The 26496-nt window shown below is 50.3% G+C and carries 21 protein-coding genes and 1 tRNA gene; all 22 read left to right on the top strand.

Going from position 1 to position 26496, the window contains the following annotated elements; all coding sequences use genetic code 11:
- Positions 1-81 precede the first annotated feature (81 nt).
- The 22 genes from yegQ to H8K29_RS14820 all read left to right on the top strand — a co-directional run bounded on the left by yegQ (position 82) and on the right by H8K29_RS14820 (position 26434).
- Positions 82-1446, top strand: a complete 1365-nt coding sequence (gene yegQ, locus H8K29_RS14925; RefSeq protein ID WP_186885709.1) for a tRNA 5-hydroxyuridine modification protein YegQ — start codon at positions 82-84, stop codon at positions 1444-1446.
- A gap of 183 nt (positions 1447-1629) precedes the next feature.
- Positions 1630-1935, top strand: a complete 306-nt coding sequence (locus tag H8K29_RS14920) for a DUF1294 domain-containing protein (RefSeq protein WP_186898218.1) — start codon at positions 1630-1632, stop codon at positions 1933-1935.
- A gap of 74 nt (positions 1936-2009) precedes the next feature.
- Positions 2010-6137 carry a DEAD/DEAH box helicase gene (locus tag H8K29_RS14915; RefSeq protein ID WP_222611497.1) on the top strand — a complete coding sequence of 1376 codons (4128 nt, stop codon included), beginning with the start codon at positions 2010-2012 and terminating at the stop codon, positions 6135-6137.
- Positions 6138-6315: 178 nt separating this feature from the next.
- The gene (locus H8K29_RS14910; protein ID WP_186898217.1) at positions 6316-7140 is read left to right on the top strand and encodes an ABC transporter substrate-binding protein; all 825 of its coding nucleotides are present in this window, start codon (positions 6316-6318) and stop codon (positions 7138-7140) included.
- Positions 7141-7159: 19 nt separating this feature from the next.
- A complete protein-coding gene (locus H8K29_RS14905) occupies positions 7160-7930 on the top strand; it encodes an amino acid ABC transporter ATP-binding protein (RefSeq protein WP_186898216.1) in 771 nt (256 codons plus the stop codon).
- On the top strand, positions 7927-8718 hold the full coding sequence (locus H8K29_RS14900) for an amino acid ABC transporter permease (RefSeq protein ID WP_186898215.1): 792 nt from the start codon (positions 7927-7929) through the stop codon (positions 8716-8718). Before H8K29_RS14905 ends, H8K29_RS14900 begins: the two co-directional genes overlap by 4 nt.
- Positions 8718-9416: an amino acid ABC transporter permease gene (locus H8K29_RS14895; RefSeq protein WP_186898214.1), complete on the top strand. Its 699-nt coding sequence runs from the start codon at positions 8718-8720 to the stop codon at positions 9414-9416. Before H8K29_RS14900 ends, H8K29_RS14895 begins: the two co-directional genes overlap by 1 nt.
- A gap of 123 nt (positions 9417-9539) precedes the next feature.
- Positions 9540-10577, top strand: a complete 1038-nt coding sequence (gene dusA / locus H8K29_RS14890; protein ID WP_370527201.1) for a tRNA dihydrouridine(20/20a) synthase DusA — start codon at positions 9540-9542, stop codon at positions 10575-10577.
- Between the two features lie 12 nt (positions 10578-10589).
- A complete protein-coding gene (locus tag H8K29_RS14885) occupies positions 10590-11042 on the top strand; it encodes a copper chaperone PCu(A)C (RefSeq protein WP_186898213.1) in 453 nt (150 codons plus the stop codon).
- Positions 11043-11282: 240 nt separating this feature from the next.
- A complete protein-coding gene (locus H8K29_RS14880; protein WP_186898212.1) occupies positions 11283-11798 on the top strand; it encodes a hypothetical protein in 516 nt (171 codons plus the stop codon).
- 84 nt (positions 11799-11882) lie between these two features.
- Positions 11883-11958, top strand: a tRNA-His gene (locus tag H8K29_RS14875).
- A gap of 341 nt (positions 11959-12299) precedes the next feature.
- Positions 12300-13544 (top strand): nitrate/nitrite transporter, encoded by a 1245-nt coding sequence (locus tag H8K29_RS14870; protein ID WP_186898211.1) that lies wholly within the window; start codon positions 12300-12302, stop codon positions 13542-13544.
- Between the two features lie 59 nt (positions 13545-13603).
- Positions 13604-14986, top strand: coding sequence for a NarK family nitrate/nitrite MFS transporter (locus tag H8K29_RS14865; protein ID WP_186898210.1), 1383 nt, complete (start codon positions 13604-13606; stop codon positions 14984-14986).
- A gap of 279 nt (positions 14987-15265) precedes the next feature.
- Entirely contained in the window at positions 15266-18994 is a 3729-nt protein-coding gene (locus tag H8K29_RS14860; RefSeq protein WP_186898209.1) for a nitrate reductase subunit alpha, read from the top strand.
- Positions 18991-20544: a nitrate reductase subunit beta gene (narH, locus tag H8K29_RS14855; RefSeq protein ID WP_186898208.1), complete on the top strand. Its 1554-nt coding sequence runs from the start codon at positions 18991-18993 to the stop codon at positions 20542-20544. Before H8K29_RS14860 ends, narH begins: the two co-directional genes overlap by 4 nt.
- 49 nt (positions 20545-20593) lie before the next feature.
- A complete protein-coding gene (gene narJ / locus H8K29_RS14850; protein ID WP_186885720.1) occupies positions 20594-21256 on the top strand; it encodes a nitrate reductase molybdenum cofactor assembly chaperone in 663 nt (220 codons plus the stop codon).
- Positions 21257-21268: 12 nt separating this feature from the next.
- On the top strand, positions 21269-21952 hold the full coding sequence (gene narI, locus H8K29_RS14845; protein ID WP_186898207.1) for a respiratory nitrate reductase subunit gamma: 684 nt from the start codon (positions 21269-21271) through the stop codon (positions 21950-21952).
- A gap of 13 nt (positions 21953-21965) precedes the next feature.
- Positions 21966-22712, top strand: a complete 747-nt coding sequence (locus tag H8K29_RS14840) for a peptidylprolyl isomerase (RefSeq protein WP_186898206.1) — start codon at positions 21966-21968, stop codon at positions 22710-22712.
- Between the two features lie 86 nt (positions 22713-22798).
- A complete protein-coding gene (locus H8K29_RS14835) occupies positions 22799-23251 on the top strand; it encodes a hemerythrin domain-containing protein (RefSeq protein ID WP_186898205.1) in 453 nt (150 codons plus the stop codon).
- Positions 23252-23318: 67 nt separating this feature from the next.
- On the top strand, positions 23319-24656 hold the full coding sequence (locus tag H8K29_RS14830; RefSeq protein ID WP_186898204.1) for a hypothetical protein: 1338 nt from the start codon (positions 23319-23321) through the stop codon (positions 24654-24656).
- A 57-nt stretch (positions 24657-24713) separates the two neighbouring features.
- Positions 24714-25730: a GTP 3',8-cyclase MoaA gene (gene moaA, locus H8K29_RS14825; RefSeq protein ID WP_186885725.1), complete on the top strand. Its 1017-nt coding sequence runs from the start codon at positions 24714-24716 to the stop codon at positions 25728-25730.
- 17 nt (positions 25731-25747) lie between these two features.
- Positions 25748-26434, top strand: a complete 687-nt coding sequence (locus H8K29_RS14820; RefSeq protein WP_186885726.1) for a carbonic anhydrase — start codon at positions 25748-25750, stop codon at positions 26432-26434.
- Positions 26435-26496: the final 62 nt, after the last annotated feature.

The following is a 26496-nucleotide window of genomic DNA, read 5'->3' as shown; positions in this document are numbered from 1 at the left end:
GATTGTTTTTGTACGAATATTTTGTATGATCATTTTGTGCGATCATCAGTCGCGAACATTTTCTTTTCGGATGGCCCTGCTATGTTAAAAGCTCCTGAACTTCTCTTGCCAGCTGGTTCGCTGGAAAAAATGCATGCTGCGTTCGACTTCGGTGCCGATGCGGTGTATGCCGGTCAGCCACGTTACAGTCTGCGTGCGCGGAATAATGAATTTTCTACGCTGGAAGTCTTGCAGCAAGGCATCAGCGATGCCCATGCGCGTGGCAAATTGTTTTTTGTTGCCAGCAATATTTTTCCGCATAACTCCAAGCTCAAAACCTATCTGCGCGACATGGAGCCGGTGATCGCGATGAAACCGGATGCGCTGATTATGGCCGATCCTGGTCTGATCATGATGGTGCGCGAAAAATGGCCGGAAGTGCCAGTGCATCTGTCGGTGCAGGCGAACGCGGTTAACTGGGCCGACGTGAAATTCTGGAAAAAAATGGGACTGACCCGCGTGATTCTGTCACGTGAATTATCGCTCGATGAAGTCGAGGAAATTCGTCAGGAATGCCCGGACATGGAGCTCGAAGTGTTCGTGCATGGCGCGCTGTGTATTGCCTACTCCGGTCGCTGCTTATTGTCTGGTTATTTCAATCACCGCGATCCGAATCAGGGCACTTGTACCAATTCCTGCCGCTGGGATTACAAGGTTGAAAACGCCGCTGAAAACGAAACTGGCGATCTTGCGCGGATTCCGGTGGAAACGATTAAATTTGACTTCAACAAGGCGCTGGAAGATGCGAATCAATCGTTCTCAGCGATGGGCGACATGCCGCGTCACCCGCTGGCAGACCGTCCTTACCTGATCGAAGAATCGACCAAACCAGGTCAGCTCATGCCAATTCTGGAAGATGAGCACGGCACTTACATTATGAATTCGAAAGACTTGCGCGCCGTTGAACACGTTGAGCGTCTGGCGAAAATCGGCGTTGATTCTTTAAAAGTTGAAGGTCGTACCAAGTCGCTGTATTACGTCGCACGTACTGCACAGGTGTATCGTCGTGCGATTGATGATGCGGTGGCTGGCCGTCCGTTTAACCCGCAATTGCTGGGCGAGTTGAATGGTCTGGCGAATCGCGGTTATACCGACGGTTTCTATCAGCGTCATCACACGCAGGATCATCAGAACTATATGGAAGGCGTGTCGCAGGCACATCGTAGCCAGTATGTTGGTCAGGTGTTGAACGTCGCCGATGGCTGGGCGGAAGTGGAAGTGAAAAACCGTTTCGCTGTTGGCGATCAGATCGAAATCATTTCACCGAATGGTAACGAAATCGTGACGCTGTCAGAAATGCGTAACAAAGAAAATCAATCGCTGAACATCATTGGCGGTGCAGGTCATACTGTGCGCATTCCGCTCGATGCGAAATACGAAAAGGCCTTGCTGGCGAAAATGTTGTAAGCGAAAAATTGCGTCATTATTGACGCAGTATTAAAGCAGTATTGAGGAAAAATTCGGATACTCCCCCCTGTTTTTCGTAAAAATCCCCTTATGTCCTTATAAACAAAGGGGGTTTTTAGATACTCCGGGGGAGTATTTTTTTTAGCCGCTGGATGGCGTGGTTTCTCTTTTCGCACATAGCCTGTGTCCTATCTACTCATACTTGCGCTGACGCTGACTTACTATCTGCTGCTCAGTCTGCTGTGTTTTCTGGTTTATTTTTACGACAAACAAGCGGCGATTCAACGCAGATCACGCGTCCCGGAGAAAAATTTACTGTTGCTGAGCCTGATCGGTGGCTGGCCGGGGGCGCTGCTGGCGCACAAATTTTTACGCCACAAGTCGATGAAGCGACCGTTTCTGCGCTGGTTTTTTCTGATGCTGGTGTTGCATTGGCTGTTGTTGTTTGCATTGCTTACCGCCTGTGTATTTTTCGCAAACGCCCATTAAAAAAGTGGCTATCGTCACATTGATCTATCTGCGTGATCTTCCATTGGAAACGTGATAAAACACAGATGCCGCGCATGTCTGCAAATTTTTCTTACCCTTCATTTCAGCTTATTGACTTCTCTATGGATTTGTTTGACCGCCTCACCGACGACGAGTTGCCCATCGTATATGCCACGGCTTTATATACTGCGCCGCTGAGTCAGACCAAAGCGCTGGAGTTAATGCAGCTACGCGGCGCGAAAACCCTGATGGGTAATCCCTACGATGCAAAACTGCTCAAAGATCTGATGCTGGATTTGTGCAAGCGTCAGGTTTTGCGGCAGGAAATCGGCCTGGGTTATATCTTGCGTGATGACTGGCGCATGCCGGTATTGCTGCGTTTGCAGCAGACCGGCGGCATGAAATTGTGGATCAGCCAGATTCGTGATTTATTGAAAAAGCACGGCGAATATCAGCATTGGAAATCCTACGATGCTGAATTTTACAGTCGTGAAATGCTGTTTTCCGTGCTGCTCGGCAGAACCGATGAAGCCTTGTTGTGGCGTGAAAAATTTCTCAGTGTGAAAAACGATCACGCGCTTATTCCTGGCGCTGAATTTTTCCAGCATGAAGATGGTATCCGTTTATTTTCGCAACTCCGGCCGATTGATCAGGGCATGGTGCTGACGGATATTTTTGTCAAAGCCAACTGGGAATTACTCGATTGCCGTCTGGCGTACGAATACGCTTGTCAGCAGATGGATCAGGAGTCGAATAGCTGGCCGCAATTGATGGGGCTCGTTGCGTGGCAAGCCTTATTGCGCGGAGACTTTGACCGTCTCGCACAGTTACAGCGGCATTTGCCGCCGCAATTTCAGGGGGAAATGCTGATTGCGATGGCGGTCTTGCAAAACAAAATGACTATCGCAGTGGGGCTGGCGCAAACCCATGCGCAGATGCAAAAAGTCAGCAGCGGTAAGCGGAAAATTTTTATTCCCGATTTACTTGGTTTGTTGAGTACGATCGCGATGCTGGCAAAGAATGAGACCAGCAGTTTGCAACTGGCGAAAGCGCAGGTGGATGAGGGCGTGAAACAGCGCCATGCGTTCAGCTACTACGTTTTACAGCCGCTGACGAATCACATGGCGCAAGGCGTCGTGTTGCCGGTGTCGCATTTTAATGTTCGTACTGCACATGATATCGACGCCTTGTTTGAGGCAATCTGCGCGTACTGGCAAGATGCACCACCGCATCCTCGCTTGCACGCAAAGCTGCAGGAGATGCGTGAGACCATGGTTCGCTTCGGTTATCAGTGGGTGGCGGCGGAACTCGATGTATTGCTGGCGCATCAGTTTAAAGAAGTGCCGCAATTCCCCGAATGGCATCATAAAAAAAATATCCAGCCCTTGTTACTCGCTTTACAGCGGGAAGAAGGGTGGAAGAGGGCGCTGAATGCGCTGTCGCAACTCAAGCCAGCCAGCACTGCTGCTGTCGAAAAAAAAGAAGAAGAAATGCGTCTTGCATGGTTACTGGAATTTCATTTTCAGGAGCTGAAAATCGAGCCGCGTGAGCAAAGGCGCAGCGCCAAAGGCGTCTGGAGTAAAGGGCGGCCGGTCGCATTGCGGCGGCTGGTGCAAGAGCTGGATAGTTTGTCTTATCTTTCTGAACAGGATAAACAGATTGCTGCCTGCATACGCCGCGCATCGGACAGCTATTACGGCGGCAGTGAATTTGAAATCAATATCGATAAAGCGCTGCCGTTTCTGGTTGCGCATCCTGCCGTGTACTGGGCCGACGCGCCGGATGTACGCATTGATGTCGTTAAAGGCGATATCGCATTGCAACTGAAAGAGAACGGCGACCAGATCAGCTTGCAACTGGAACCATTCATCAGCGCCGATGCGAGCGTGGTGTGGAAAAAAGAAACGCCAACTCGTCTGGCCGTGTACACCTCGAGCCCGGAAATTAAACAAATCACCGGTATCCTCGGTCGCGGCCTGACCGTGCCGGTCACTGCCAAAGCGCAGTTAGTCGATGTGATTGCCGCGATTGCGCCGCATCTGTCTATTCATTCCGATTTGCCTGAGCTGGCTGCGCATATCGCGACGCTGGCGGCAGATCAGACCATGTTTGCGCATTTGCTGCCCTTACAAGAAGGCTTGCGCGTGCAACTGCTTATGCGGCCTCTGGCTGACGGCGGTTGGTTTCAACCGGGCAAAGGCGCGGCCAACGTGCTTGGCGAGCAGGCGGGCGTGCCGGTGCAGGCGAGTCGCGATCTGCAACAAGAGCAACGCCAGATGCAATTCGTGCTCGATGCGTGTCCCGCGCTGGCGAATGCTGAAGAAAGCGGGCAGGAATGGCAGTTGCAGCATCCTGAACAATGTCTGGAATTGCTGGAGCAATTGCGCGCAGTTCCAGCCGATAGACTGCAACTGGTCTGGCCTGAGGGCGAACGTTTCCGTCTGCGAGGTAGCCGTTCGTTGCAGAATTTACGCCTGACGATCAAAAAGCAAGGCGAGTGGTTTGTCGCTGGCGGCGAGTTATCGCTGGATGATGGGCGGGTGCTGGCGCTGCGTGAATTGCTGCAAATGGCAGGATCAGCGCGCGGACGTTTCCTACAATTAGGTGAGAATGATTATCTGGCATTGACCGACAGCTTTCGCAAACGACTCGATGAATTGCGCGCATTAGGCGAAGCCGGTGCCGACGGCATACGCCTGAACGCGCTGGCGGCACCTGCGTTGGCGGAACTGGCTGCTGAAGCTGGCGAAATAGAAGTCGATGCGGCGTGGCGTGAGCAAGTGAGTAAGCTCGATGCGCTGGCCGATTTTTACCCGCAGGTTCCTTCTACGCTGCAGGCGGAATTACGTGATTATCAGCTGGCCGGTTATCAGTGGCTCGCGCGACTCGCGCACTGGGGTGTCGGTGCTTGTCTGGCGGACGATATGGGGTTGGGGAAAACGGTACAGACGCTGGCGCTGTTATTGGATAGAGCGCCGGGTGGGCCAGCGCTGGTGGTGGCACCGATTTCGGTGGCGATGAACTGGCAGTCAGAAGTCATGCGCTTTGCGCCGACGCTGAAGGTGCGTGCGTATCACAGCCATCGTACACTGGCGGATCTCGGGTCTTTCGATCTGGTCATTGCCAGTTATGGCATGTTGCAGTCGGATGCCGAGGCATTTGCCGCGCAACATTGGCACAGTGTGGTGCTGGATGAAGCGCAAGTCATCAAAAATGCCGCAACCAAGCGCAGTCAGGCAGCGATGGCATTAACGGCAGATTTTAAAATGATCGCCAGCGGCACGCCGGTAGAAAATCATCTGGGTGAATTGTGGAATCTGTTCCGGTTTATCAATCCCGGCTTGCTTGGCTCCAAAGAGCGTTTTACCGATAAATTCAGTACGCCGATTGAGCGCGGTGATAAGCCCGCACGTCAGCATCTGAAAAAGCTGATACAGCCGTTTATTTTACGGCGTACCAAAACCCAGGTGCTGACAGAGTTACCGCCACGTACCGAGATCACCTTGCAAGTCGAGCTGAGTGATGAAGAGTGCCATTTGTACGAAGCTTTGCGTCAGGAAGCGATGGATAAAATTGCGTCGCTCAGTGCGGAAGAAGGGCAATCGCTGAAAGTGCTGGCAGAGATTACTAAATTGCGCCGTTTTTGCTGCCACCCGCAACTGGTATTAAAAAATTCCACGATCAGCGGCAGTAAGCTGGCGGTCTTTGAAGAAACCATCGATGAGTTGCTGGACAACCGCCACAAGGCGCTGGTGTTCAGCCAGTTTGTCGATCATCTGGCGATCGTGCGCGAGAGTCTCGATAAAAAAGGCATACGTTATCAGTATCTTGATGGCAGCACGCCTGCGACTGAACGCAAAAAGCGCGTTGACGCATTTCAAGCGGGTGACGGTGATGTGTTCCTGATCAGCCTGAAGGCGGGCGGCACAGGGCTGAATCTGACCGCTGCCGATTACGTGATTCATCTCGACCCGTGGTGGAATCCGGCGGTCGAGGATCAGGCCTCTGATCGCGCACATCGCATGGGACAACAAAGACCGGTCACGATTTATCGTTTGGTGACACAAAACACGATAGAAGAAAAAATCATCGCCTTGCATGCGGAAAAACGTGATCTGGCAGACAGTCTGCTGGACGAGGGCGATGTTGCTGCGCGACTCGATACGGCGGCATTACTGCGACTGCTGAAGGAAAATATTTAATTAATTCATACGTGTGTGGTTATGTGTTGCCATGAATTTTTTTTCTCATTTTCTCCTACTCTGATTGAAATCAGACAGCAGAATCTGCATTTAGATAAACGAAATGCTTCGTTGTCTGCATGTTGCCAGCTCCATATACTTGTTTCCATCAAATGTCACTTTAAGGATGGGGTAAGTTATGAAATTCCAATTGAAAAGTTTGTCTTCTTTGTTTGGTGTTGCGCTGGCAGTGCTGTCATTTTCTCAAAGTGCCTATGCGGATAAATTAGACGATATTAAAAAATCGGGAGTGTTGCGTGCAGCAGTATTTGACAGTAATCCACCATTTGGTTCTGTCGATGCCAAGTCGCATAAAATCGTCGGTTACGATATTGATTTTGCTGAAGCGCTGGCAAAAAAAATCGGCGTGAAACTTGAGTTGGTTGCGACCAATCCTGCTAATCGCATCCCACTTTTGCAATCAGGAAAAGTGGATCTGATTGTGGCCGATATCACGATCACAGCAGAACGTGCAAAAGTGATTGATTTTAGTTACCCCTACTTTGTCACCGGTCAGCAATTTCTGGTTGCAAGTTCAGCGGCGAATAAGCTTGATGCATTTGCAGAAGCGCGTATCGGCGCAGTCAAGGGCACGACAGGCGAACAAGAGTTGCACGTCCGTTTCCCGAAAGCGCAAGTCGTTGCTTATGACGACGTACCGCTGGCGCTGACTGCTTTACGTAACGGCAGTGTGAAGGCGATCACGCAAGACAGTTCGATTTTGGTCGGCTTATTGTCAAATGCAGGTGATAAGAAAAATTTCCAAATTCTGCCTGAATACCTGAGCACTGAACATATCGGCGTCGGTGCGCCCAAAGGTGAGAAAGCATTATTGAATGTGGTGAACTCGTCGCTGCTGGAGCTCGAAAAAAACGGTGAAGCAGCGAAAATTCACGAACGTTGGTTTGGTAAGCATTCAGCCGCACCCGAACCAAGAAATTTTAAAATTGTTGCGCAGAATTAAGCATTATTGACGTTGTTCAATGAGCTTGGTTAATACTATTCCAGCTGTCGAATTTCGCCATCTCTCTAAAAGTTATGGCGATTTTTCTGCTCTCAGTAATATCAATTTGCAGATTGCTGCCGGTGAAGTGATTGTCATCTGCGGCCCTTCCGGTTCCGGAAAATCAACCTTGATCCGTACCATCAATCGCCTTGAATCCTACGATCAAGGCGATATTCTGGTCGGCGGAAAATCTACCAAGGATTTGCATGGACGCCAATTGCAAGAGCTGCGTTCTGGTATTGGTTTCGTGTTTCAGCAATTTAATCTGTATGCACATTTAAATGCCCGGGAAAATATCATGATTGCCCTGGTGCGCGTGCTCGGAACTGGTAAGCAGGAAGCCCGGCGACGTGCGGATGCTCTGTTGGAAAAAGTGGGCTTGCCGGATAAGGGCGATCATTTTCCTGCGCAGCTCTCAGGCGGGCAGCAACAAAGAGTAGCGATTGCGCGCACCCTGGCAATGCAGCCAGCCATTATTTTGTTTGATGAGCCAACCTCTGCCTTGGATCCTGAAATGATAGGTGAGGTCTTAAATGTGATGCGGGAGTTGGCGCATACCGGAATCACGATGCTGGTTGTCACGCATGAGATGGGCTTCGCGCGCGAGTTGGCTGATCGTATCGTGTTCATGGATCAGGGCGAAGTGTTAGAAGTCGCTGCGCCAGATCAGTTTTTTTCGCAGGCAAAACATCCCAGGGCACAACGGTTTTTGCAGAAAATTTTACCCTCGCATTCCAGTTCTGTATGAATGGTTTTCAATTTGACTGGAGCGGTGTTCTCACCGGAGTGCCTGCCACCTGGCTCCTGTCCGGATTACTCAATACTCTACTGATCACGATAGTTGGCTCTGTTGTCGCCAGTGTGCTGGCTATCCTCTTGTTACTGCTGCGTACCAGTGAATCGCGTTGCTTACGATACCCGGCACAGGCTGTCATCATGGCTTTTCGGAATACGCCATTACTGGTTCAACTGTTCTTCTGGTATTTTGCAGCTTATCCGGCGTTGCCGGAGGCGTTCCGTGACTGGGTGATCAGCGATCACTGGTTCTCACCTTTGCCTGATGGCTTTCGTTTTCTTTCTCCCGAGTTTATCTGTGCCTGGCTTGGTCTGAGCTGGTTTACTGCTGCATTTTTAGCAGAGGAATTGCGTGCCGGTTTGCAGGCAGTGTCTATCGGGCAGGGCGAAGCCGCGCTCAGTCAAGGTTTCAGTCGCTGGAAAAGCTTTCGCTATATTTTGTTGCCGCAAGCGATTCGTAATGCATGGCAACCTGTTGTCGGTCAATATCTGAATTTGATGAAACTATCTTCGCTGGCATCGGGAATAGGTTTTGCTGAAATTATTTATAGTACCCGGCAGATCGAAAGCTTCAACGCGCATGCGATAGAAGCCTATGCTATCGGCACGCTGTTGTACCTTGCATTGGGTGTGCTGATGGGACAGGTATTTTTACGTTTTGGCCCTGGCTCCACCATTCCAGCGGCTCAGGCCGGTCGTTCTGCGATGATTGCTTTCCTGCGCCGCCGGAGTTCTTCGTAATGAGTTTTGATCTTGCCGTCGTAGTCGATAACTGGTCATATTTATTCTTTGGGCGCACTGCGGATGGTGAGATAGGCGGCTTGCTCCTGACTTTGCTGATGTCGCTGTCGGCTGGTGTTATCGCTTTGGCAGGCGGTGTCATCACTGCTGTTATTGCATGGCGCTTTCAAGGAGCGGTAAGACGGGTGCTGTTTTATGGCGCTGAACTGATACGTAGCATTCCTTTGATTCTGGTCATTTTCTGGCTTTATTTTTTGCTGCCGCGCTGGCTGGGGCGCGATGTCTCTGGCGTCACTACTGTCATTCTGGCGATAGCATGGTTTAGTGCCGCATCCGTTATGCATTCGACCCTCGCCGGAATCGAGTCGCTACCGTTGGGTCAGATTGAAGCCGGACTCGCCAGTGGAATGAGTTATTGGCAAGTGTTGTGGCATATCCTTTTGCCGCAAGCGATACCGAATCTGATTCCTTCATATATCGGTCTGTTCGTTGCGCTGATCAAAGATACGTCACTGGCAATGGTGGTCAATGTCCCGGAACTCACCACGGTTGCGAATCAGGTGAATAGCCGCACACAGATTTATCCGGCGGAAATTTTCCTGTTTATCGGCGTCATTTATTTCATTATCTGCTCTCTGTTGAGTGAGTTACCCCGCTTTCTCTATCGTGGTAAAAGATTTCAATTGATCAAAAAATAAATAAGCCAGTCGATGACGCGGTATTTACTTCCTCCGGAGCATCAGCGATCCCTGCCGATATCGCTAAGGGTTAGAGCACTGAGGTTACAATAGCGGTTTGCTTAACGCTGTATTGTATTTATTGTGACTACTCAAGTTTTACCGCCCCGCCGCGTCTCCGTGGCTCCGATGCTCGATTGGAGTGACCGTCATTGCCGTCAGTTTCATCGCCATATCACCCGCCATACCTGGCTGTACACCGAGATGGTGACGACAGGATCTCTGTTTCATGGTGATCTGCAACGTCATCTGGAATTTAATCCCGGCGAACATCCGGTCGCATTACAGCTTGGCGGCAGCGAGCCGGCCGATCTTGCGCATTGCGCCAAACTGGGTGAGGAGTGGGGATACGATGAAATCAATCTGAATTGCGGTTGCCCGTCTGAACGCGTGCAGAAAGGCGCTTTCGGCGCTTGTCTGATGGCAGAGCCATTATTGGTCGCAGATTGCGTGAAGGCGATGAAAGATGCGGTCTCCATTGATGTTACGGTCAAGCATCGCATCGGTATTAACGATGTCGATTCCTATGAATTCATGCGCGACTTTGTCGGGCAGGTGGCTGAGGCCGGTTGCAAGGCCTTTATCGTCCATGCTCGAACCGCGATTCTGAAAGGTTTGTCGCCGCGCGAAAACCGTGAGATTCCACCACTGAAATATGATTATGCCTACCGCTTGAAGCGAGAGTTTCCTGAGTTGGAAATTATTCTGAATGGCGGCATTAAAACGACGGCGGAAATGCAGCAGCATTTGCAGCATGTCGACGGTGTGATGATAGGGCGCGAGGCGTATCACAATCCTTATTTTATGGCAGACTTTGATGCGCTCTTTTACGATGATATGACTCCGGTCAAAACCCGTGAAGAAATTCTGCATGCGATGATTCCTTATATTCATCGTCAGTTAGAATTGTATGGCAATGGTGGCAAGGGTTTGCGCCTCAACAGCGTGATACGCCACATGCTGGGATTGATGATGGGACTGGTTGGTGCCCGCGCTTTCCGGCAAACCTTATCCGATAGTAAAAAACTGGCTTCCGGTAATCCTGACATCTTGCTTGAAGCTTTTGAACGCATGCAAACAGTGACTGCGTATGATCGCAGTCTGGAAGTATCTTCTCAATAATCAGAGGGCCTTATGAACATGTTTATCAAATCCATCATCGCTGCTTCCATCGCCACCGTTACTTTGGCTGCACAAGCTGAAATTGTGGTGAAGGATGCGTGGGTCAGAGCTACCGTGCCGCAACAAAAAGCGACTGGTGCGTTTATGCAGATTCAAAGTACAAAAAATGTGCGTCTGATTGAAGTGCAGTCGGCGGCAGCCGGTCTGGTAGAAGTGCATGAAATGAAGATGGACAATAACGTCATGAAAATGCGTGCGATTCCTCAACTGGATGTGCCGGCCGGAAAAAATGTCGAGCTCAAACCCGGTGGTTATCATGTCATGCTGATGGACTTGAAAGCGCAGGCAAAAGCCGGTGATGCCGTGACACTGAAATTAATTTTCGAAGATGAAAATAAAAAACAGGAAACTGTGGATGTGAAAGCGACCGTCAAAAGTCTGACAACGATGGAACACAAAATGTAAGTTTCATGACCCAAATTGTGACGCTTTTCTATGGCGAGTAAAAATTTGTAATAGCTTCCGGTGATGCGGGTTGGTGCAGTTATATTGTCGACTGTTTCAACGCACGCTCCTCTTCTCACTGGATTGTGAGTTTATGCCTACGTAGGACTTACGTAGGCATTTTTTATTCAAACTCATTTTGACTAGACAGATTTTATGCGACGGATCTCATCCTCCAAAAGAAATGCTCTTGCCATTGATATGGCAGTCGCTATATCAGAACCTGCCATTCTGAGCCGTATTCCTTTCGATCAAATCCGTATAGAACATTTGCTATCGCGCGCAGACGATGTACATCACGTACTGGCGCTGACCCCGGAACAAAGTGCATTCTGGCGCGAAACCGCAAGCACCTTACGCAGTATGCTGCGGCAACGTGCAGCGCGGCGTGAGCAATGGCAATCAGCACAACGGGAATCGTTACAGAAAAACGCATTTGCCTTACCTGAACTGTTTTCCCAGCTTGAACGGGAAGAGCAGTCCGGCGCGACCGAAAATATCCGCATGCGTGATTTGTGCCTGGTGTTTTATGAAACACTGAGCCAGCATCAACGTCAGTTGTTGCACGGTTTTTTATCGACGCAGGTAGTGAGTCGTCACCAGCCATCTGACCGACTGAGTAAAGAATCACAGGGGATGACATTGCTGAGCTGGCCTAAGGTCTCCCGTCAATACGAACAACACCCAATGACCGCGTTTCTCAGTTTAATGGCCTGATTGCTTGAGAAAGTATTGCTATGGGGGCGAAATCCTTATATAATGCGTAGCTCACTTGGGGCAGTATTCCAGTGAAATTCAGTGGTGGTCGTAGCTCAGTTGGTAGAGTCCAGGATTGTGATTCCTGTTGTCGTGGGTTCGAGCCCCATCGTCCACCCCACAGAATTTAATGAAATCAACGGCTTACAGGGTTTTCTTTGTAAGCCGTTTTTCTATTTTCCAACGGAAAAAAATTTTCCAGCGTTTGTACCTCTATGCGGTTTTGTCTGCCGTTGACAAATGATTTGTCGTGGGAAATGACGTTCAAGCTTGAGTCAGTTTATTTACTTTTGTTGATGCCATCTCTTACGCATCGAAACTGACGAAACGACCTAGGTCGGTCTAGTTCTTTCAGCCAGTGACCCCATCCTTTTGCAGTCAGATTGACTACCGTCAGGGGAATTTCTAAATAACCCCACACTCCTTAAGCTTATATCACCTAAAAAAGCAAAAGGAGCTGTCATGGCGAATGAAGGCAAAGCCTATTCAGTACTGGCTTCCAGTACTTTGGCGTTTACTGTGTGTTTTACGATCTGGATGATGTTTGGTGTGATCGGTATTCCGATCAAAACTGCCTTGCATTTAAATGAGACCGAATTTGGTTTATTGACTGCCATGCCAGTTCTGACTGGCTCATTGATACGGGTGCCGTTGGGCATCTGGACTGATCGTTTCGGTGGTCGTATCGTGTTGTTCCTCCTGATGTTGTCGACAGTGATTCCGATTTACCTGATCAGTTACGCAACGGCTTACTGGCATTTTCTCGTGCTGGGTTTGTTTGTCGGTCTGGCTGGCGGTTCATTTTCTGTCGGCACACCGTATGTTGCGCGCTGGTTTAAAAAAGAACGCCAGGGTTTGGCAATGGGGATATTCGGTGCCGGCAATTCGGGTGCTGCCGTCAATAAATTTATTGCTCCTGTTCTGATTGCCGCAGCTGGCTGGACTCTGGTTCCAAAAGTCTACGCGGGCATGATGTTGGCTGCAGCACTGATTTTCTGGGTTTTTTCCGCGACAAATCCCAGTCATAACGTGAAATCCAGTGTCAGCTTTATGGCGCAGCTCAAGATGTTGAAAGATCCCAAAGTCTGGCGTTATTGCCAGTATTACTCGGTGGTGTTTGGCGGCTACGTTGGTCTGAGTTTGTGGATGGTCAAATATTACGTCACCGAATATGGTTTTGACATCAAGAGTGCAGCTTTGCTGGCAGCCTGCTTTTCTTTGCCTGGTGGTGTGTTGCGCGCTTTCGGTGGCTGGCTTTCAGATAAATACGGCGCTTATAAAGTGACCTGGTGGGTGATGTGGGTTTGCTGGGTAGCATTCTTTTTGTTGTCCTACCCACAAACTGATTTCACGATCAAAACAATCAATGGCATGCAGACATTTCATATTGGTCTGACTCCAGTGCTGTTCACGATGATTTTATTTGTAGTCGGCATCGCGATGGCGGTAGGTAAAGCATCGGTATTCAAGTTTATTTCGGATGATTACAGCAGCAACATCGGTGCGGTATCGGGTGTGGTTGGTCTGGCCGGTGGTCTGGGTGGATTTATTTTGCCAATCATGTTTGGCGCGATCGTTGATGTGACCGGTATCCGCAGCTCGTGTTTCATGCTGTTGTACGGCACCGTATGTGTTTCTCTGGTTTGGATGCACTTCCAGTTCCGCCGTGAAGGCATGCTGGCGGCACAGGCATCGTTACCTGCATAAATTCCGGTGTGAACACGCCTCAATGTAATGAACGTTTTTTGGAAAATCAGGAGCAGATAATGAGCCATGTTTTAAAACGCTGGGAACCGGAAAATCCGGAATTCTGGCAAAAAGAAGGTAGTGCAATTGCGAACCGGAATCTGTGGATTTCGATTCCGAGTCTGATGCTGGCGTTCTCGGTCTGGATGTTGTGGAGCGTGGTGGCGGCGAATCTGGATAAGGCCGGATTTAAATTCACGAAAGATCAGTTATTCTTTTTGACCGCGCTGCCAGCCTTGTCCGGCGCGACTTTGCGGATATTCTATTCATTCCTGGTGCCGGTGTTTGGCGGCCGCAAATGGACTGCGATTTCGACCGCAAGTCTGCTGATCCCCGCGATCGGTATGGGTTTTGCGTTGCAAGATCCGACCACCAATTATTCAACGCTGCTGGTATTGGCTTTGTTGTGCGGATTGGGTGGTGGTAATTTCAGTTCCAGTATGGCGAATATCAGTTTCTTTTTCCCAAAATCACGCAAAGGTTATGCGACCGGCATGAATGCAGGTATCGGCAATCTGGGCGTGTCTGTGGTGCAGTTTCTGACACCGTTGGTGATTTCATCTGCGATGTTTGGAGTTGCGATTTCCGGTGATGGATTTTTATTCCACAATGCCAAAACAGGCGTCGATAAAATGTATTGGCTGGGAAATGCAGGATTCGTCTGGGTTCCCCTGATTATCGCTGCGACTATCGCTGCCTGGTTCGGGATGAATGATATAGCTTCTGCAAAAGCCTCATTTGCAGATCAGGCGGTGATTTTCAAGCGCAAACATAACTGGCTGATGTGTTTTCTTTACATCGGTACGTTCGGTTCTTTTATCGGCTTCTCTGCAGGTTTTGCGATGCTGATCAAAGCGCAGTTCCCAGAAATTGATGTTGCCAAGTTCGCGTTCCTCGGGCCATTGGCTGGTGCGTTGGCACGTCCTGTCGGCGGCATGATTTCAGATAAAATCGGTGGTGCCCGTCTGACGTTCTGGGTGTTTGCTACAATGGCACTGACGATTGCCACGGGTATTCTGCCAGCCTTGCATTCACATCAGTTCATGATGTTTCTTGGCTCGTTTATTCTGATGTTTATTCTCACCGGACTCGGTAATGGCTCGACGTTCTGCATGATTCCTATCATTTTCCAGACCGAGAGAGAGCGTGCGGTTGCTGGCAAAGGGGATGCCCTTCTGAAGCAGGCGCGTTTGGATGCGGCTAAAGAATCTGCCGCTGTGCTGGGTTTTTCCGGTGCGATAGGTGCGTATGGTGGCTTCTTTATTCCTCAGGGCTTTGGTACGTCCATCAAGATGACCGGTGCGCCTGATATGGCTCTGTATGTTTTCATCGGATTCTATGTCACATGTATGGCGGTAACCTGGTGGTACTACTCGCGCAAGGGCGCAGAGATGCCATGTTGATGCAGTAGTCGTCTCTTGGCAGGCATTGCCCTTAAATTAAGCCTCTGATAACGATCAGAGGCTTTTTTATTGGCTGAATCTGATGTCTTTTTTGCGCTGTTGATACAAATCATTTTTCTTAAAAAGCGACTAGTTCTAAAGGAGTAGTCAGCCTAGTGCCAATGCTTGAGCTGACACACCGCACCGAAGAATGGGCGTGCTAACGCTGACTCTCTACACTCTCAGTATGCAAGTAAAGAAACTTGTGGGTACATCGCCCACCTGATATGGAGAGTTACGATGAGTCATTTTCTGGATAGATTGAAGTTCATGTCGCGGGTGAAGTCCACCTTCTCCGATGGTCATGGTGCTGTAGTTGAAGAGGATCGTAAGTGGGAAAACGCTTACCGCAGCCGCTGGCAGCACGACAAGATTGTGCGTTCCACCCATGGTGTGAACTGTACGGGTTCCTGTTCCTGGAAGGTGTATGTCAAGAATGGCTTGATTACCTGGGAAACCCAGCAGACAGACTATCCGCGCACCCGTCCTGATTTGCCGAACCACGAGCCACGCGGTTGCCCTCGCGGCGCTTCGTATAGCTGGTATGTCTATTCCGCCCAGCGTGTTAAATATCCGATGATCCGCGGTCGTCTGATGGAAATGTGGCAAGAAGCACGCAAGACCATGGGACCCGTGCAGGCATGGGAATCGATCAGTCAGGATCCGGTCAAAGCGCAACGTTATAAATCGGTTCGCGGTCTTGGCGGCTTTGTACGCGCTGACTGGGATACCGCGCAGGAAATCATTGCAGCCGCGAATGCGTTCACTGTCAAAAAATTCGGCCCTGATCGCGTCGTCGGTTTTTCTCCGATTCCAGCGATGTCCATGGTTTCTTACGCCGCTGGCGCGCGCTATCTGTCTTTGATTGGTGGCGCATGCTTGTCTTTCTACGACTGGTACTGCGATTTGCCGCCAGCAAGTCCGCAAATCTGGGGCGAACAAACCGACGTGCCAGAATCTGCTGACTGGTACAACTCTACTTATCTGATGGTCTGGGGTTCTAACGTACCGCAAACACGGACGCCGGATGCCCACTTCTATACTGAAGTGCGTTACAAAGGTACGAAGACTGTTGCTGTGTCTTCCGACTTCGGTGAGATGGTGAAATTTGGTGATATCTGGATGGCACCTAAACAGGGTACGGATGCAGCGCTGGCAATGGCGATGGGTCATGTGATCCTGAAAGAATTCCACCTTGGCGGCAAGTCTGATTATTTCCGCAGCTATGTCAAACAATATACCGACATGCCTATGTTGGTACGTCTGGTTGAGCGCAATGGCAGTTTCGTGCCAGATCAGATGTTGCGTGCATCACAATTGCCAGGTGGATTGAACGAAGAAAACAATGGCGATTGGAAAACACTGGCGATTGATGAGAAAACCGGCGATATCGTTTCACCAAACGGTTCTATCGGTTACCGCTGGGGTGAAGGTAAAGTCAATAATGGTGAAAAAGTCGGTCGCTGGAATCTGGAACCAAAAGACGGTGGTTCCGGTCGTGAGATCGATCCGCAACTGAGTCTGGTTGCCAAGCATGACGAAGTCGTCAGCGTAGGCTTTAACTACTTCGGTGGTGCTGATGCGAATGACATGGTGCTGCGTAATGTGCCTGCACGCAAAGTAAGCTTAGCTGACGGGACAGAAATCTTAGTCGCCACCGTGTATGACTTGTCGATGGCAAACTACGGTGTGGATCAGGGGCTGGGCGGCGCTGTCGCTCATTCTTACGATGACGACGTGCCTTACACACCGGCATGGCAGGAAAAACACACCAGCGTTAAACGTGAACTGGTCATTCAGGTCGCACGTGAATTTGCACAAAACGCCCACGAAACACATGGTAAGAGCATGGTCATCGTCGGCGCGGCTTTGAATCACTGGTACCACAACGATATGATTTATCGCGGCATCATCAATATGCTGATGATGTGTGGTTGCGTCGGTCAATCCGGTGGTGGTTGGGCGCATTATGTCGGCCAAGAAAAACTCCGTCCACAATTCGGTTGGGCGCCGCTGGCCTTCGCATCCGACTGGACACGTCCTCCACGTCAGATGAACGGCACCAGCTTCTTCTATGCGCATACTAGCCAGTGGCGCCATGAGAAATTGCATATCGATGAAATTCTTGCGCCAACGGCAGACAAATCCAAAGTCAGCCACATGAGCATGATCGATTTGAATGCGAAATCTGAGCGTCTCGGTTGGTTGCCATCTTGCCCGCAATTAGAAACCAATCCACTTGATGTGTGCGATGCAGCGGCAGCAGCGGGTGTAGAACCAGCAGAATATCTGAAACAAAGTCTGAAATCTGGTCACGTGAACATGAGTTGCGATGATCCGGATAATCCTAAAAACTTCCCGCGCAATATGTTTGTCTGGCGCTCGAATATTCTCGGTAGTTCAGGCAAAGGCCATGAGTATTTCCTGAAGTATTTACTTGGTACACAGAATGCGCTGTTTGATGATCCTGATGAAGCGGTCAAGCCATCTGAGGTTAAGTATCGTGAAAAAGCCGCCGAAGGCAAGCTGGATTTGCTGACTGTGCTGGATTTCCGCATGAGTACGACCTGTCTGTACGGCGATATCGTATTGCCGACAGCAACATGGTATGAAAAAGACGATCTGAATACCTCCGATATGCATCCTTTCATTCATCCATTGAGTGAAGCAGTGCAACCTTTGTGGGAAAGCAAAACCGACTGGGAAATTTACAAAGGTATCGCTAAGAAATTCACTGAAATCGGTGGTGACTATCTGGGGACACGCAAAGACATCGTCTTGCAACCTTTGATGCACGATACACCGGGCGAACTTGGTCAGGCGTTTGAGCCAAAAGACTGGAAAAAAGGCGAGTGTGACCTGATTCCTGGCAAGACTGCGCCTAGCTTTGTGGTCGTTGAACGTAACTACAAAGAGATCTACAAAAAGTTTACATCGATCGGACCTTTGTTAGACAAACTTGGTAACGGCGGTAAAGGGATCAACTGGAACACCGAACACGAAGTCCATGAAATCGGTGGCATCACCAAAGTGGTGACCGAAGAGGGTGTATCGAAAGGACGTCCACGTCTGGATACAGCGATTGACGCCTGCGAAATGATTTTGACATTCGCACCGGAAACCAATGGTCATGTCTCAGTCAAAGCCTGGGAAGCTTTATCGAAAATCACTGGTCGCGATCATGCGCATCTGGCGGTTGGCCGTGAGCATGACAAGATCCGCTTCCGCGACGTACAGGCACAGCCACGTAAGATTATTTCGGCACCGACCTGGTCTGGTCTGGAATCGGAAGAAGTCAGCTACAACGCCGGTTATACCAACGTGCATGAACTGATCCCATGGCGCACACTGACCGGTCGCCAGCAGTTCTACCAGGATCACCGCTGGATGCTGGACTTCGGTGAAGGTCTCTGCGTCTACAAACCAGCGATCGATACCAAGACGGTTGCGCCGATGTTGAATAAGCATCCGAACGGCGAGAAAGAGATTGTTCTGAACTGGATTACACCGCATCAGAAATGGGGCATCCACTCTACGTATTCTGACAACTTGCGCATGCTGACCTTGAGTCGCGGCGGCCCGCACGTGTGGGTCTCTGAGATCGAGGCAAAAGAAGCAGGTCTGGTGGATAACGACTGGGTCGAGGTATTCAACAGTAACGGTACGCTGACGGCGCGTGTGGTGGTCAGTCAGCGTGTGCCAAAAGGCATGTGTCTGATGTATCACGCTCAGGAAAAAATCGTGAACACACCAGGTGCTGAATTGTCCGGTATGCGCGGCGGTATTCATAACTCAGTGACACGTGCGGTCTTGAAACCTACCCACATGATTGGTGGCTATGCTCAACTGGCATATGGCTTCAACTATTACGGCACAGTCGGTAGTAACCGCGATGAATTTGTGGTTCTGCGTAAGATGAGAAAAGTAGATTGGTTAGAGGGTAAATTGGAAGAGGAGTCAGCATCATGAAAATTCGCGCACAAGTTGGCATGGTGCTGAACCTGGATAAATGTATCGGCTGCCACACCTGTTCCGTGACCTGTAAAAATGTCTGGACCAGTCGCGACGGCGTTGAGTATGCCTGGTTTAATAACGTCGAAACCAAGCCTGGTATTGGCTATCCTAAAGAGTGGGAAAACCAGTCCAAATGGAAAGGCGGCTGGCATCGGAATGACGCGGGCAAATTAGAGCCTAAACAAGGCGGCAAGCTGCGCATTCTGGCGAACATTTTTGCGAATCCCAATCTGCCGCAGATTGACGATTACTACGAGCCATTCACCTTTGACTATGAGCGCCTGCAAAACGCGCCATTGTCACAGACGCCACCGACTGCACGTCCTGTCTCTGTCATTACTGGCAAAAAGATGGACAAGATTGTCTGGGGTCCAAACTGGGAAGACGACTTAGGCGGCGAATTCAGCTCACGTAGTCGTGATCAGTTATTCGAAGGAGTACAAAAAGAAATGTACAGCACCTTCGAATCAACTTTCATGATGTACCTGCCACGTCTGTGCGAACACTGCCTGAATCCTGCTTGCGTAGCATCTTGCCCATCTGGCTCTATCTACAAACGTGAAGATGACGGTATCGTCCTGGTCGATCAGGACAAGTGCCGCGGCTGGCGTATGTGTATCTCCGGTTGCCCTTACAAAAAGATTTATTACAACTGGAGTTCCGGTAAAGCAGAGAAGTGCACATTCTGCTACCCACGGATTGAAGCCGGTCAGCCAACTGTCTGTTCCGAAACTTGCGTAGGTCGTATCCGTTATCTCGGTGTCTTGCTGTATGACGCTGACAAGATAGAAGCAGCCGCTTCAGTACCGGATGAGAAAGATCTGTACGAGGCGCAACTCGGTTGCTTCCTGAATCCGCATGATCCGGAAGTGATTGCCGAAGCGCGTAAGCATGGCATTCCAGAAAGCTGGATTCAATCCGCACAGAAATCGCCGGTTTACAAAATGGCGATGGAATGGAAAATTGCTTTCCCGCTGCATCCAGAATACCGGACGCTGCCTATGGTCTGGTATGTACCACCTCTGTCACCGATTCAAAAGGCAGCAGAAGCAGGTCACATGGGTATGAACGGCATTATTCCTGATGTGAAATCGCTGCGTATTCCTGTGCGTTATCTGGCGAATTTGCTGACAGCCGGTAAAGAAGAACCGGTCTTGAGAGCCTTGGATCGTATGCTTGCAATGCGCGCCTTTAAGCGTTCTGAAGTGGTGCACGGTCAGAAAGATACAGCAGTGTTGGCGCAGGTCGGTTTAACAGAAGCGCAGGTTGAAGATATGTATCAGACCATGGCGATTGCGAACTACGAAGATCGTTTCGTGATTCCTTCATCGCACAAGGAAATGGTGGAAGACAGCTTCAATGAAAAAGGCAGTTGCGGATTTACGTTCGGTAACGGCTGCTCGGGTGGTGTTTCCGATGGTGCTTTGTTCGGCAAGAAGCCGCAGGGTAGTGTGATTTTTGTCGAAATGCCGAAATCACGCAAAAAAATGTCCAGCGTTGAATAAAAGCCATCAGGTGCGCATGACGCACCTGATCTGCCCTAAAGGAAATTGTATGCAAATTTATCGTATTTTATCTGCACTCCTGAGCTATCCCCAGGCTGAATTGCAGGCGGCGCTTCCTGAGATACGGCAGGCGCTGGCTGATGAACCGGACAGCCTGGAATCGCTGGAACCATTGCTGGATTATCTGAGCACGACGGCATTGATTCCCTTGCAGGAAAACTATGTCGGCACGTTTGATCGCACACCTTCAGTGGCGTTGCACCTGTTTGAACATATTCACGGCGAGAGTCGTGATCGTGGCCAGGCCATGGTGGATCTGATTGAAGAATATCGTCGCCATGGATTTGAACCGGAAGCGAGCGAGTTACCGGATTATGTTCCTTTGTTCCTGGAATTTTTGAGTCTGGTCAGTGACGAAGAGGCTGAAAAACTTCTGGGTGAAGCAATTCACGTGATTGCGGCCATTGGTGTTCGTCTGCAGCGTCGTGAAAGTCCTTACGCGAATGCATTTTTGATGCTGACGTCGTTTACGGATGTCGTGCCGCAAGAGCAGGGTGAACCGCCAGTACGTGATATGGATGACGCAATGGAAACTTTCGGCCCTGGCGCTGATGGTGTTGAACCTTTGCTGAAACCGAATCTGTCAGGCACGCATCCGGTCAATTTTTATCCTAAGCAGCCCAAAGCGAACGGCGCTACTTCTTGTCAATGAGGAGATACCATCATGACTTATCTACATCAATTTATTTACGGGATTTATCCCTACATCGCGTTGGCTATTTTTCTGTTCGGCAGTCTGGCACGTTTTGAACGGGAACAATACACCTGGAAAAGCGACTCTTCGCAAATGCTGCATACAGGTAACCTGAGAACCGGCAATATTCTGTTTCACCTCGGAATTCTCGGATTGTTTTTCGGCCATCTGGTCGGCTTGCTGACACCGGTCATTGTCTGGGACACGCTGGGAATCACGCACAGCTTTAAACAGATGATTGCGATGGTGGCTGGTGGTGTTTTCGGTACCTTATGCATGGTCGGTCTGCTGATTCTGTTGCATCGCCGTTTCTCTGATGCACGGATTTCTGCCGTAACGAAAACTGGTGACAAGGTATTGTTGCTGTGGATTTTCATTACGTTGGGCTTGGGCTTATCGACGATTTTTGAATCAGCGAATCACAGCGACGGCCACATGATGGTGCTGCTGATGACATGGGCACAGCACATCGTGACTTTCAAGGGTGATGCTGCTGAATTTATCGTTGCCGCGCCATTACTGTTCAAGCTGCATTTGTTCATGGGACTGAGCTTGTTTGTGATTTTTCCTTTCACCCGTCTGGTACACGTCTGGAGCGGCTTTGCTTCTGTGACCTATATCAGTCGCGCATGGCAGCTGGTTCGCCCACGCTGATTTGGAGATTAACATGCCTGTCGTAGTCAATGGTTATGAGTTCACCGATGCGGATATGGAGCGGGAGTTACCTGAACATCAGGATGCTGCCGACCCGGTAAAAAGTGCGATGACGGCACTGGTTCTGCGCCGCATCCTGCTGCAAGAGGCGCAGCAGTCAGGTTTGCAGAATGAAGATGAAGAAGCGCTGATTGACGCCTTGTTGCAACAGGAAGTCAGCGTACCCACACCCGGACGAGATGAGTGTATGCGCCAGTATCAGGCACACCCGGATCACTTCCGGGTTGGTGAGCTGGCAGAAGCCAGTCATATCCTGTTTCAGGTGACACCAGGTGTGGATCTGGATGCTCTGCGTAAGCACGCCACGGTGGTACTGGAGGATGTGTTGGAAAATCCGGCCCAGTTTGGCGAATGCGCAAAGGCCAATTCCAATTGTCCATCAGGCGAAGTCGGCGGTAGTCTGGGGCAGATCGGCCGTGGTGCAACCGTGCCGGAGTTTGAGCAGGCATTGTTTGAGGCCGAAGCAGGTCGCATTATTCCTAAGCTGGTCGAGACCCGCTTTGGCCTGCATATCATACAGGTGGGGCGTAAGGTCGAAGGGCAGATGTTGCCGTTTGATAAGGTAGAAAAAGATATTGCGAACGCGATGCATCAGGCCAGTCATGATCATGCGTTACGCCAGTATCTGCAATTACTGGTAGGGCGCGCACAGATTTCCGGTATCGATATGCAAGGTGCCGACAGCCCTCTGGTGCAGTAAAGCAGGCCGGCATGCGGCCGGCCGCGATTACAAAAAAATACTAAGGAATGTGTTTGCACATTCCGGGTCACAACTAAGGTGAGAACATGTCTAAAGCAATGAAAGAATTGGTGCGTCAGCATCAGGAGTGTGATGATCAACTGAACCGCTGCGAGGCCGCTTTGCATAAAGGTGATATGGCTTCGGCCGGACGCAATTTCCGTTTGTTCAACGAACAGCTGGACGGGCATTTTACGCTGGAAGAAAACAAACTTTTCCCTGCGCTGGAGCAGGCAACCGGCATGGTGAATGGCCCGACCAGCGTCATGCGTAGTGAGCATGCCGAGATACGCAATCTGCGCGACGAGGCGTATGCAGCGATCGAGGCAAATCAACCCGAAGCCGCGTTGGCAGCAATCGATACGCTGAATGTACTGATTCAGCAGCACAATGTAAAAGAAGAGAATATTTTGTACCCTATGTGTGGCGGCAGTATTCCGGATCTGGAAGATAAACTGGGTATGGGTAGCCCTTGTTGCGGCGCATGTTCTTGCGGCTGATGTGTCGCTGATATATGGCTGACCTTTCTTTGTTGACTGCTGTTTCTCTTTAAAGACAGGATCAGTTTTGTCAGGTGTCAATATTCTCAATTACGAGCTGGCGCCATCGCCAGCGACGATCTTCGGTTGTCTGTTACCGGCACCCTGGCTGGGCTTGGTCGCTGGCTTATTGCTGGCATTCGGCTCCGCTTCAGGTTTGCCGGATCGGTTTGCGCCACTAACGCTGGCCGTTACTCATAGTCTGGTGTTGGGAATGCTGATGCCAGTCATGATCGGCGCCTTGTTTCAACTGATGCCGGTGGTGGCTGGGCAAACCGTGGCTGCCGCGCGTTATATTTCTCCTTTCGTTGCCATAGGTTCGGCCTTGATCGCTGCTGGTCTGGCCAGCGGATTTTTATCTGGCTATGTTTACGGATTCATGTTGGCTGCGGGTTGTGCCTTTGTCTTATATGGCGCGGTGGTTTGCGCATTGCTGCATACCGCGTGGCGTATCAGCGTGGTGGATGCAACTACCCGTACTTTGCGCTGGACCGGAGTCGCTATCGCCATGGTGGTTGGTATCGGAATTGCCCTGGCAGGTAATTTTGCGGGCTGGTGGAGTATTGATGTTCTCCATTGGCTGAATTTGCATGTCGCTTGGGGTCTGGTTGGTCTGATCGCGACACTGGTGCTGGGTGTTGGTTCGACGACAGTACCCATGTTTTGGCAAAGTGCGCGTCCTTCTGCGCGCTGGCAACGGGTTGTCCCCGCTGCTTTGTGGATACCTTTAGTGTTAGCGACGCCGGTATTTTTCTGGCAGTGGGCATTGCTTGCTGGCTGCGCGTTCATGCTGATTTTTGCCAGTATTGCATTGCGTGCCATCTGGCGGGCGCGGCGAAGATTTGATCCGGCCTGGCAGTTATGGCTGGTGTCAGCCGCCAGTTGGGCGACTGCAGCTTTACTGACCGGGTTGTACAACGCTGGCGACTCTGTTCACGGTCTTCTTGCAGCCTTGCCAGTATGGCTTATACAGGCATTTCCCTGGTGGATAGGTGTGTTGGTGCTGGTTGGTGGTGCCGTGTTGCCGGTGAATGCGATGATGGGAAAAATTATTCCGTTTCTGGTCTTTCTGCACCTGCGACGACAAACGCCTGCCGGGCAGCGTGTGCCCGCCATGCAGGTGATATTGCCGCCACAGCGACTGTTATGGCAAGCACGTCTGGTCTTGCTGGCTCTGCTGCTGTTATTGCTGTTGCCGTTGGCACCGATGGCGTTGACAACTTTTGCTGGCCTTGTGTTTGCCGCTTCGCAAGGTTTGCTGGGCGCGCTGATGCTGATGACCTTGTTTCGCTATCGTCGAGAATTGCATACTGTCCTTATGCGCCCGGAAGCCAATAATATTCCGCATATCCCCCAAAAGAACTAGCATATTCTGGTCTGGCGGCGAATTGTGCCTGCGGGCGCCTGCATCCACAATGCAGACATGGAAACTCCTGCCCCCGCCACTCCTGCTAATGCCGCCAATACGCTGACCGATCGTTTCGGACGCCAAGTCAATTATTTGCGCCTGTCGGTCACTGATCGTTGCGATTTACGCTGCAGCTATTGCATGCCCAAAGGCTTTTCCGGATTTGAAGAGCCGGAAAACTGGCTGCGTTTTGATGAAATAAGTCGTGTAGTTGCGGCCTTTGCCCGTATGGGTGTTGGCCGGGTCAGGCTGACTGGCGGCGAACCTTTGTTACGCCGTGGATTGCCGCGACTGGTGTCGCAATTATCCGAAATTCCCGGTCTTGACGATATTTCTCTTTCTACGAATGCGACACAGCTGCATAAACATGCGCAGACGTTGCGTGAAGCCGGTGTGCATCGTATTAATGTCAGTCTGGATAGTCTCGACAAAGCCTGTATGGAAAAAATTACCGGTCGTGACAGCTTTGCCAGCATCATGGCGGGTTTGCAGGCCGGAAAACAGGCGGGATTTGATCCGATTAAACTCAATATGGTCGTCATGCAGGGGGTGAATGACCATGAAATATTGCGAATGGCACAGTTTTGCTTTGACGAAGGTTTTATTCTTCGGCTGATAGAAGCAATGCCCATGGGCGCGACCGGGCGCAATAGTCAGTATCTCGACATTGGCCCGATACGGGATCAGTTGGTTCAGCACTTTAATTTATTGCCGGCGGCAACCGAGCTGGGTGGTGGCCCTGCACGTTACTGGAGCAGTGCCGATAGCAAGGGAACCATCGGCTTCATTTCTCCTATCAGCCAGCATTTTTGCGCTACGTGCAACCGGGTGCGTTTATCTGTTGATGGCACGCTTTATATGTGCCTTGGACAGGAAGAGCGATTTGAGCTGCGCCCCTTGCTGCGCGCAGGGATCAGCGACAGCGACCTGGATGCGGCGATCCGTACTGCGATAGAATTGAAGCCTGAACGACATGAATTTATCGAGCAACCGCATAAAATCATTCGTTTCATGTCGCAAACCGGCGGCTAAGATAGATGGAGTAAGGAATGGAAGTACGTAATATTCACCAGTTCATTGAAGGCTTTCAGCGATTCCAAAGTAAATACTTTAACGGCGACGATCCTTTATATGCAAAACTGAATCATGGTCAGAATCCGACAACATTACTGATTGGTTGCTGTGATTCCAGAGTTGATCCCGCTCTATTGCTGGATTGTGATCCCGGTGATATTTTTGTCGTGAGAAATGTGGCGAATCTGGTGCCGCCTTGCAACGAATCCGAGCATCAGCATGGCGTCAGTGCCGCCATACAATTTGCGGTCGAATCACTGAATGTCAAACGTATCATCGTTATGGGGCATGAAAAATGTGGCGGTATCCGTGCGCTGATGCAGGGCTATCAACCTAGCCGTAAAATTGATTTCATCGGGCAGTGGATGAGAATTGTTGAACCAGTGAAACAACAGGTGTTGCAACAATTAAATTTGTCGTCCGAGTCTGAACAAAACCGTGCTTGTGAATTAGGTGCGATTATCATGTCGTTGAATAATTTACGTAGTTTTCCGTGGATATCCGAGCGGGAAGCGAGTGGTGAAATTGCTTTGCATGGCTGGTATTTCGATATGAGTAATGGTGCTTTGCTCGCCTATTCGCCACGCTCTGATACTTTTTTACCTATGGTGTGCCCGTTGGGTATCCCTCATCCCGACACACAGCAGAATATCAGCGGATAATACCGGCTTGTTTTGTGTGAAAGGCCTTGCTTTGTACGATATTTCTACCCACAGGTACCAAT

The sequence above is a fragment of the Undibacterium sp. CY21W genome (genome assembly GCF_014284265.1).
In the GTDB taxonomy this organism is placed as follows: Bacteria; Pseudomonadota; Gammaproteobacteria; order Burkholderiales; family Burkholderiaceae_D; genus Undibacterium; species Undibacterium aquatile.
The sequence above is the reverse complement of the archived record's forward strand: the minus strand, read 5'-3'. Positions and strand labels throughout refer to the sequence as shown.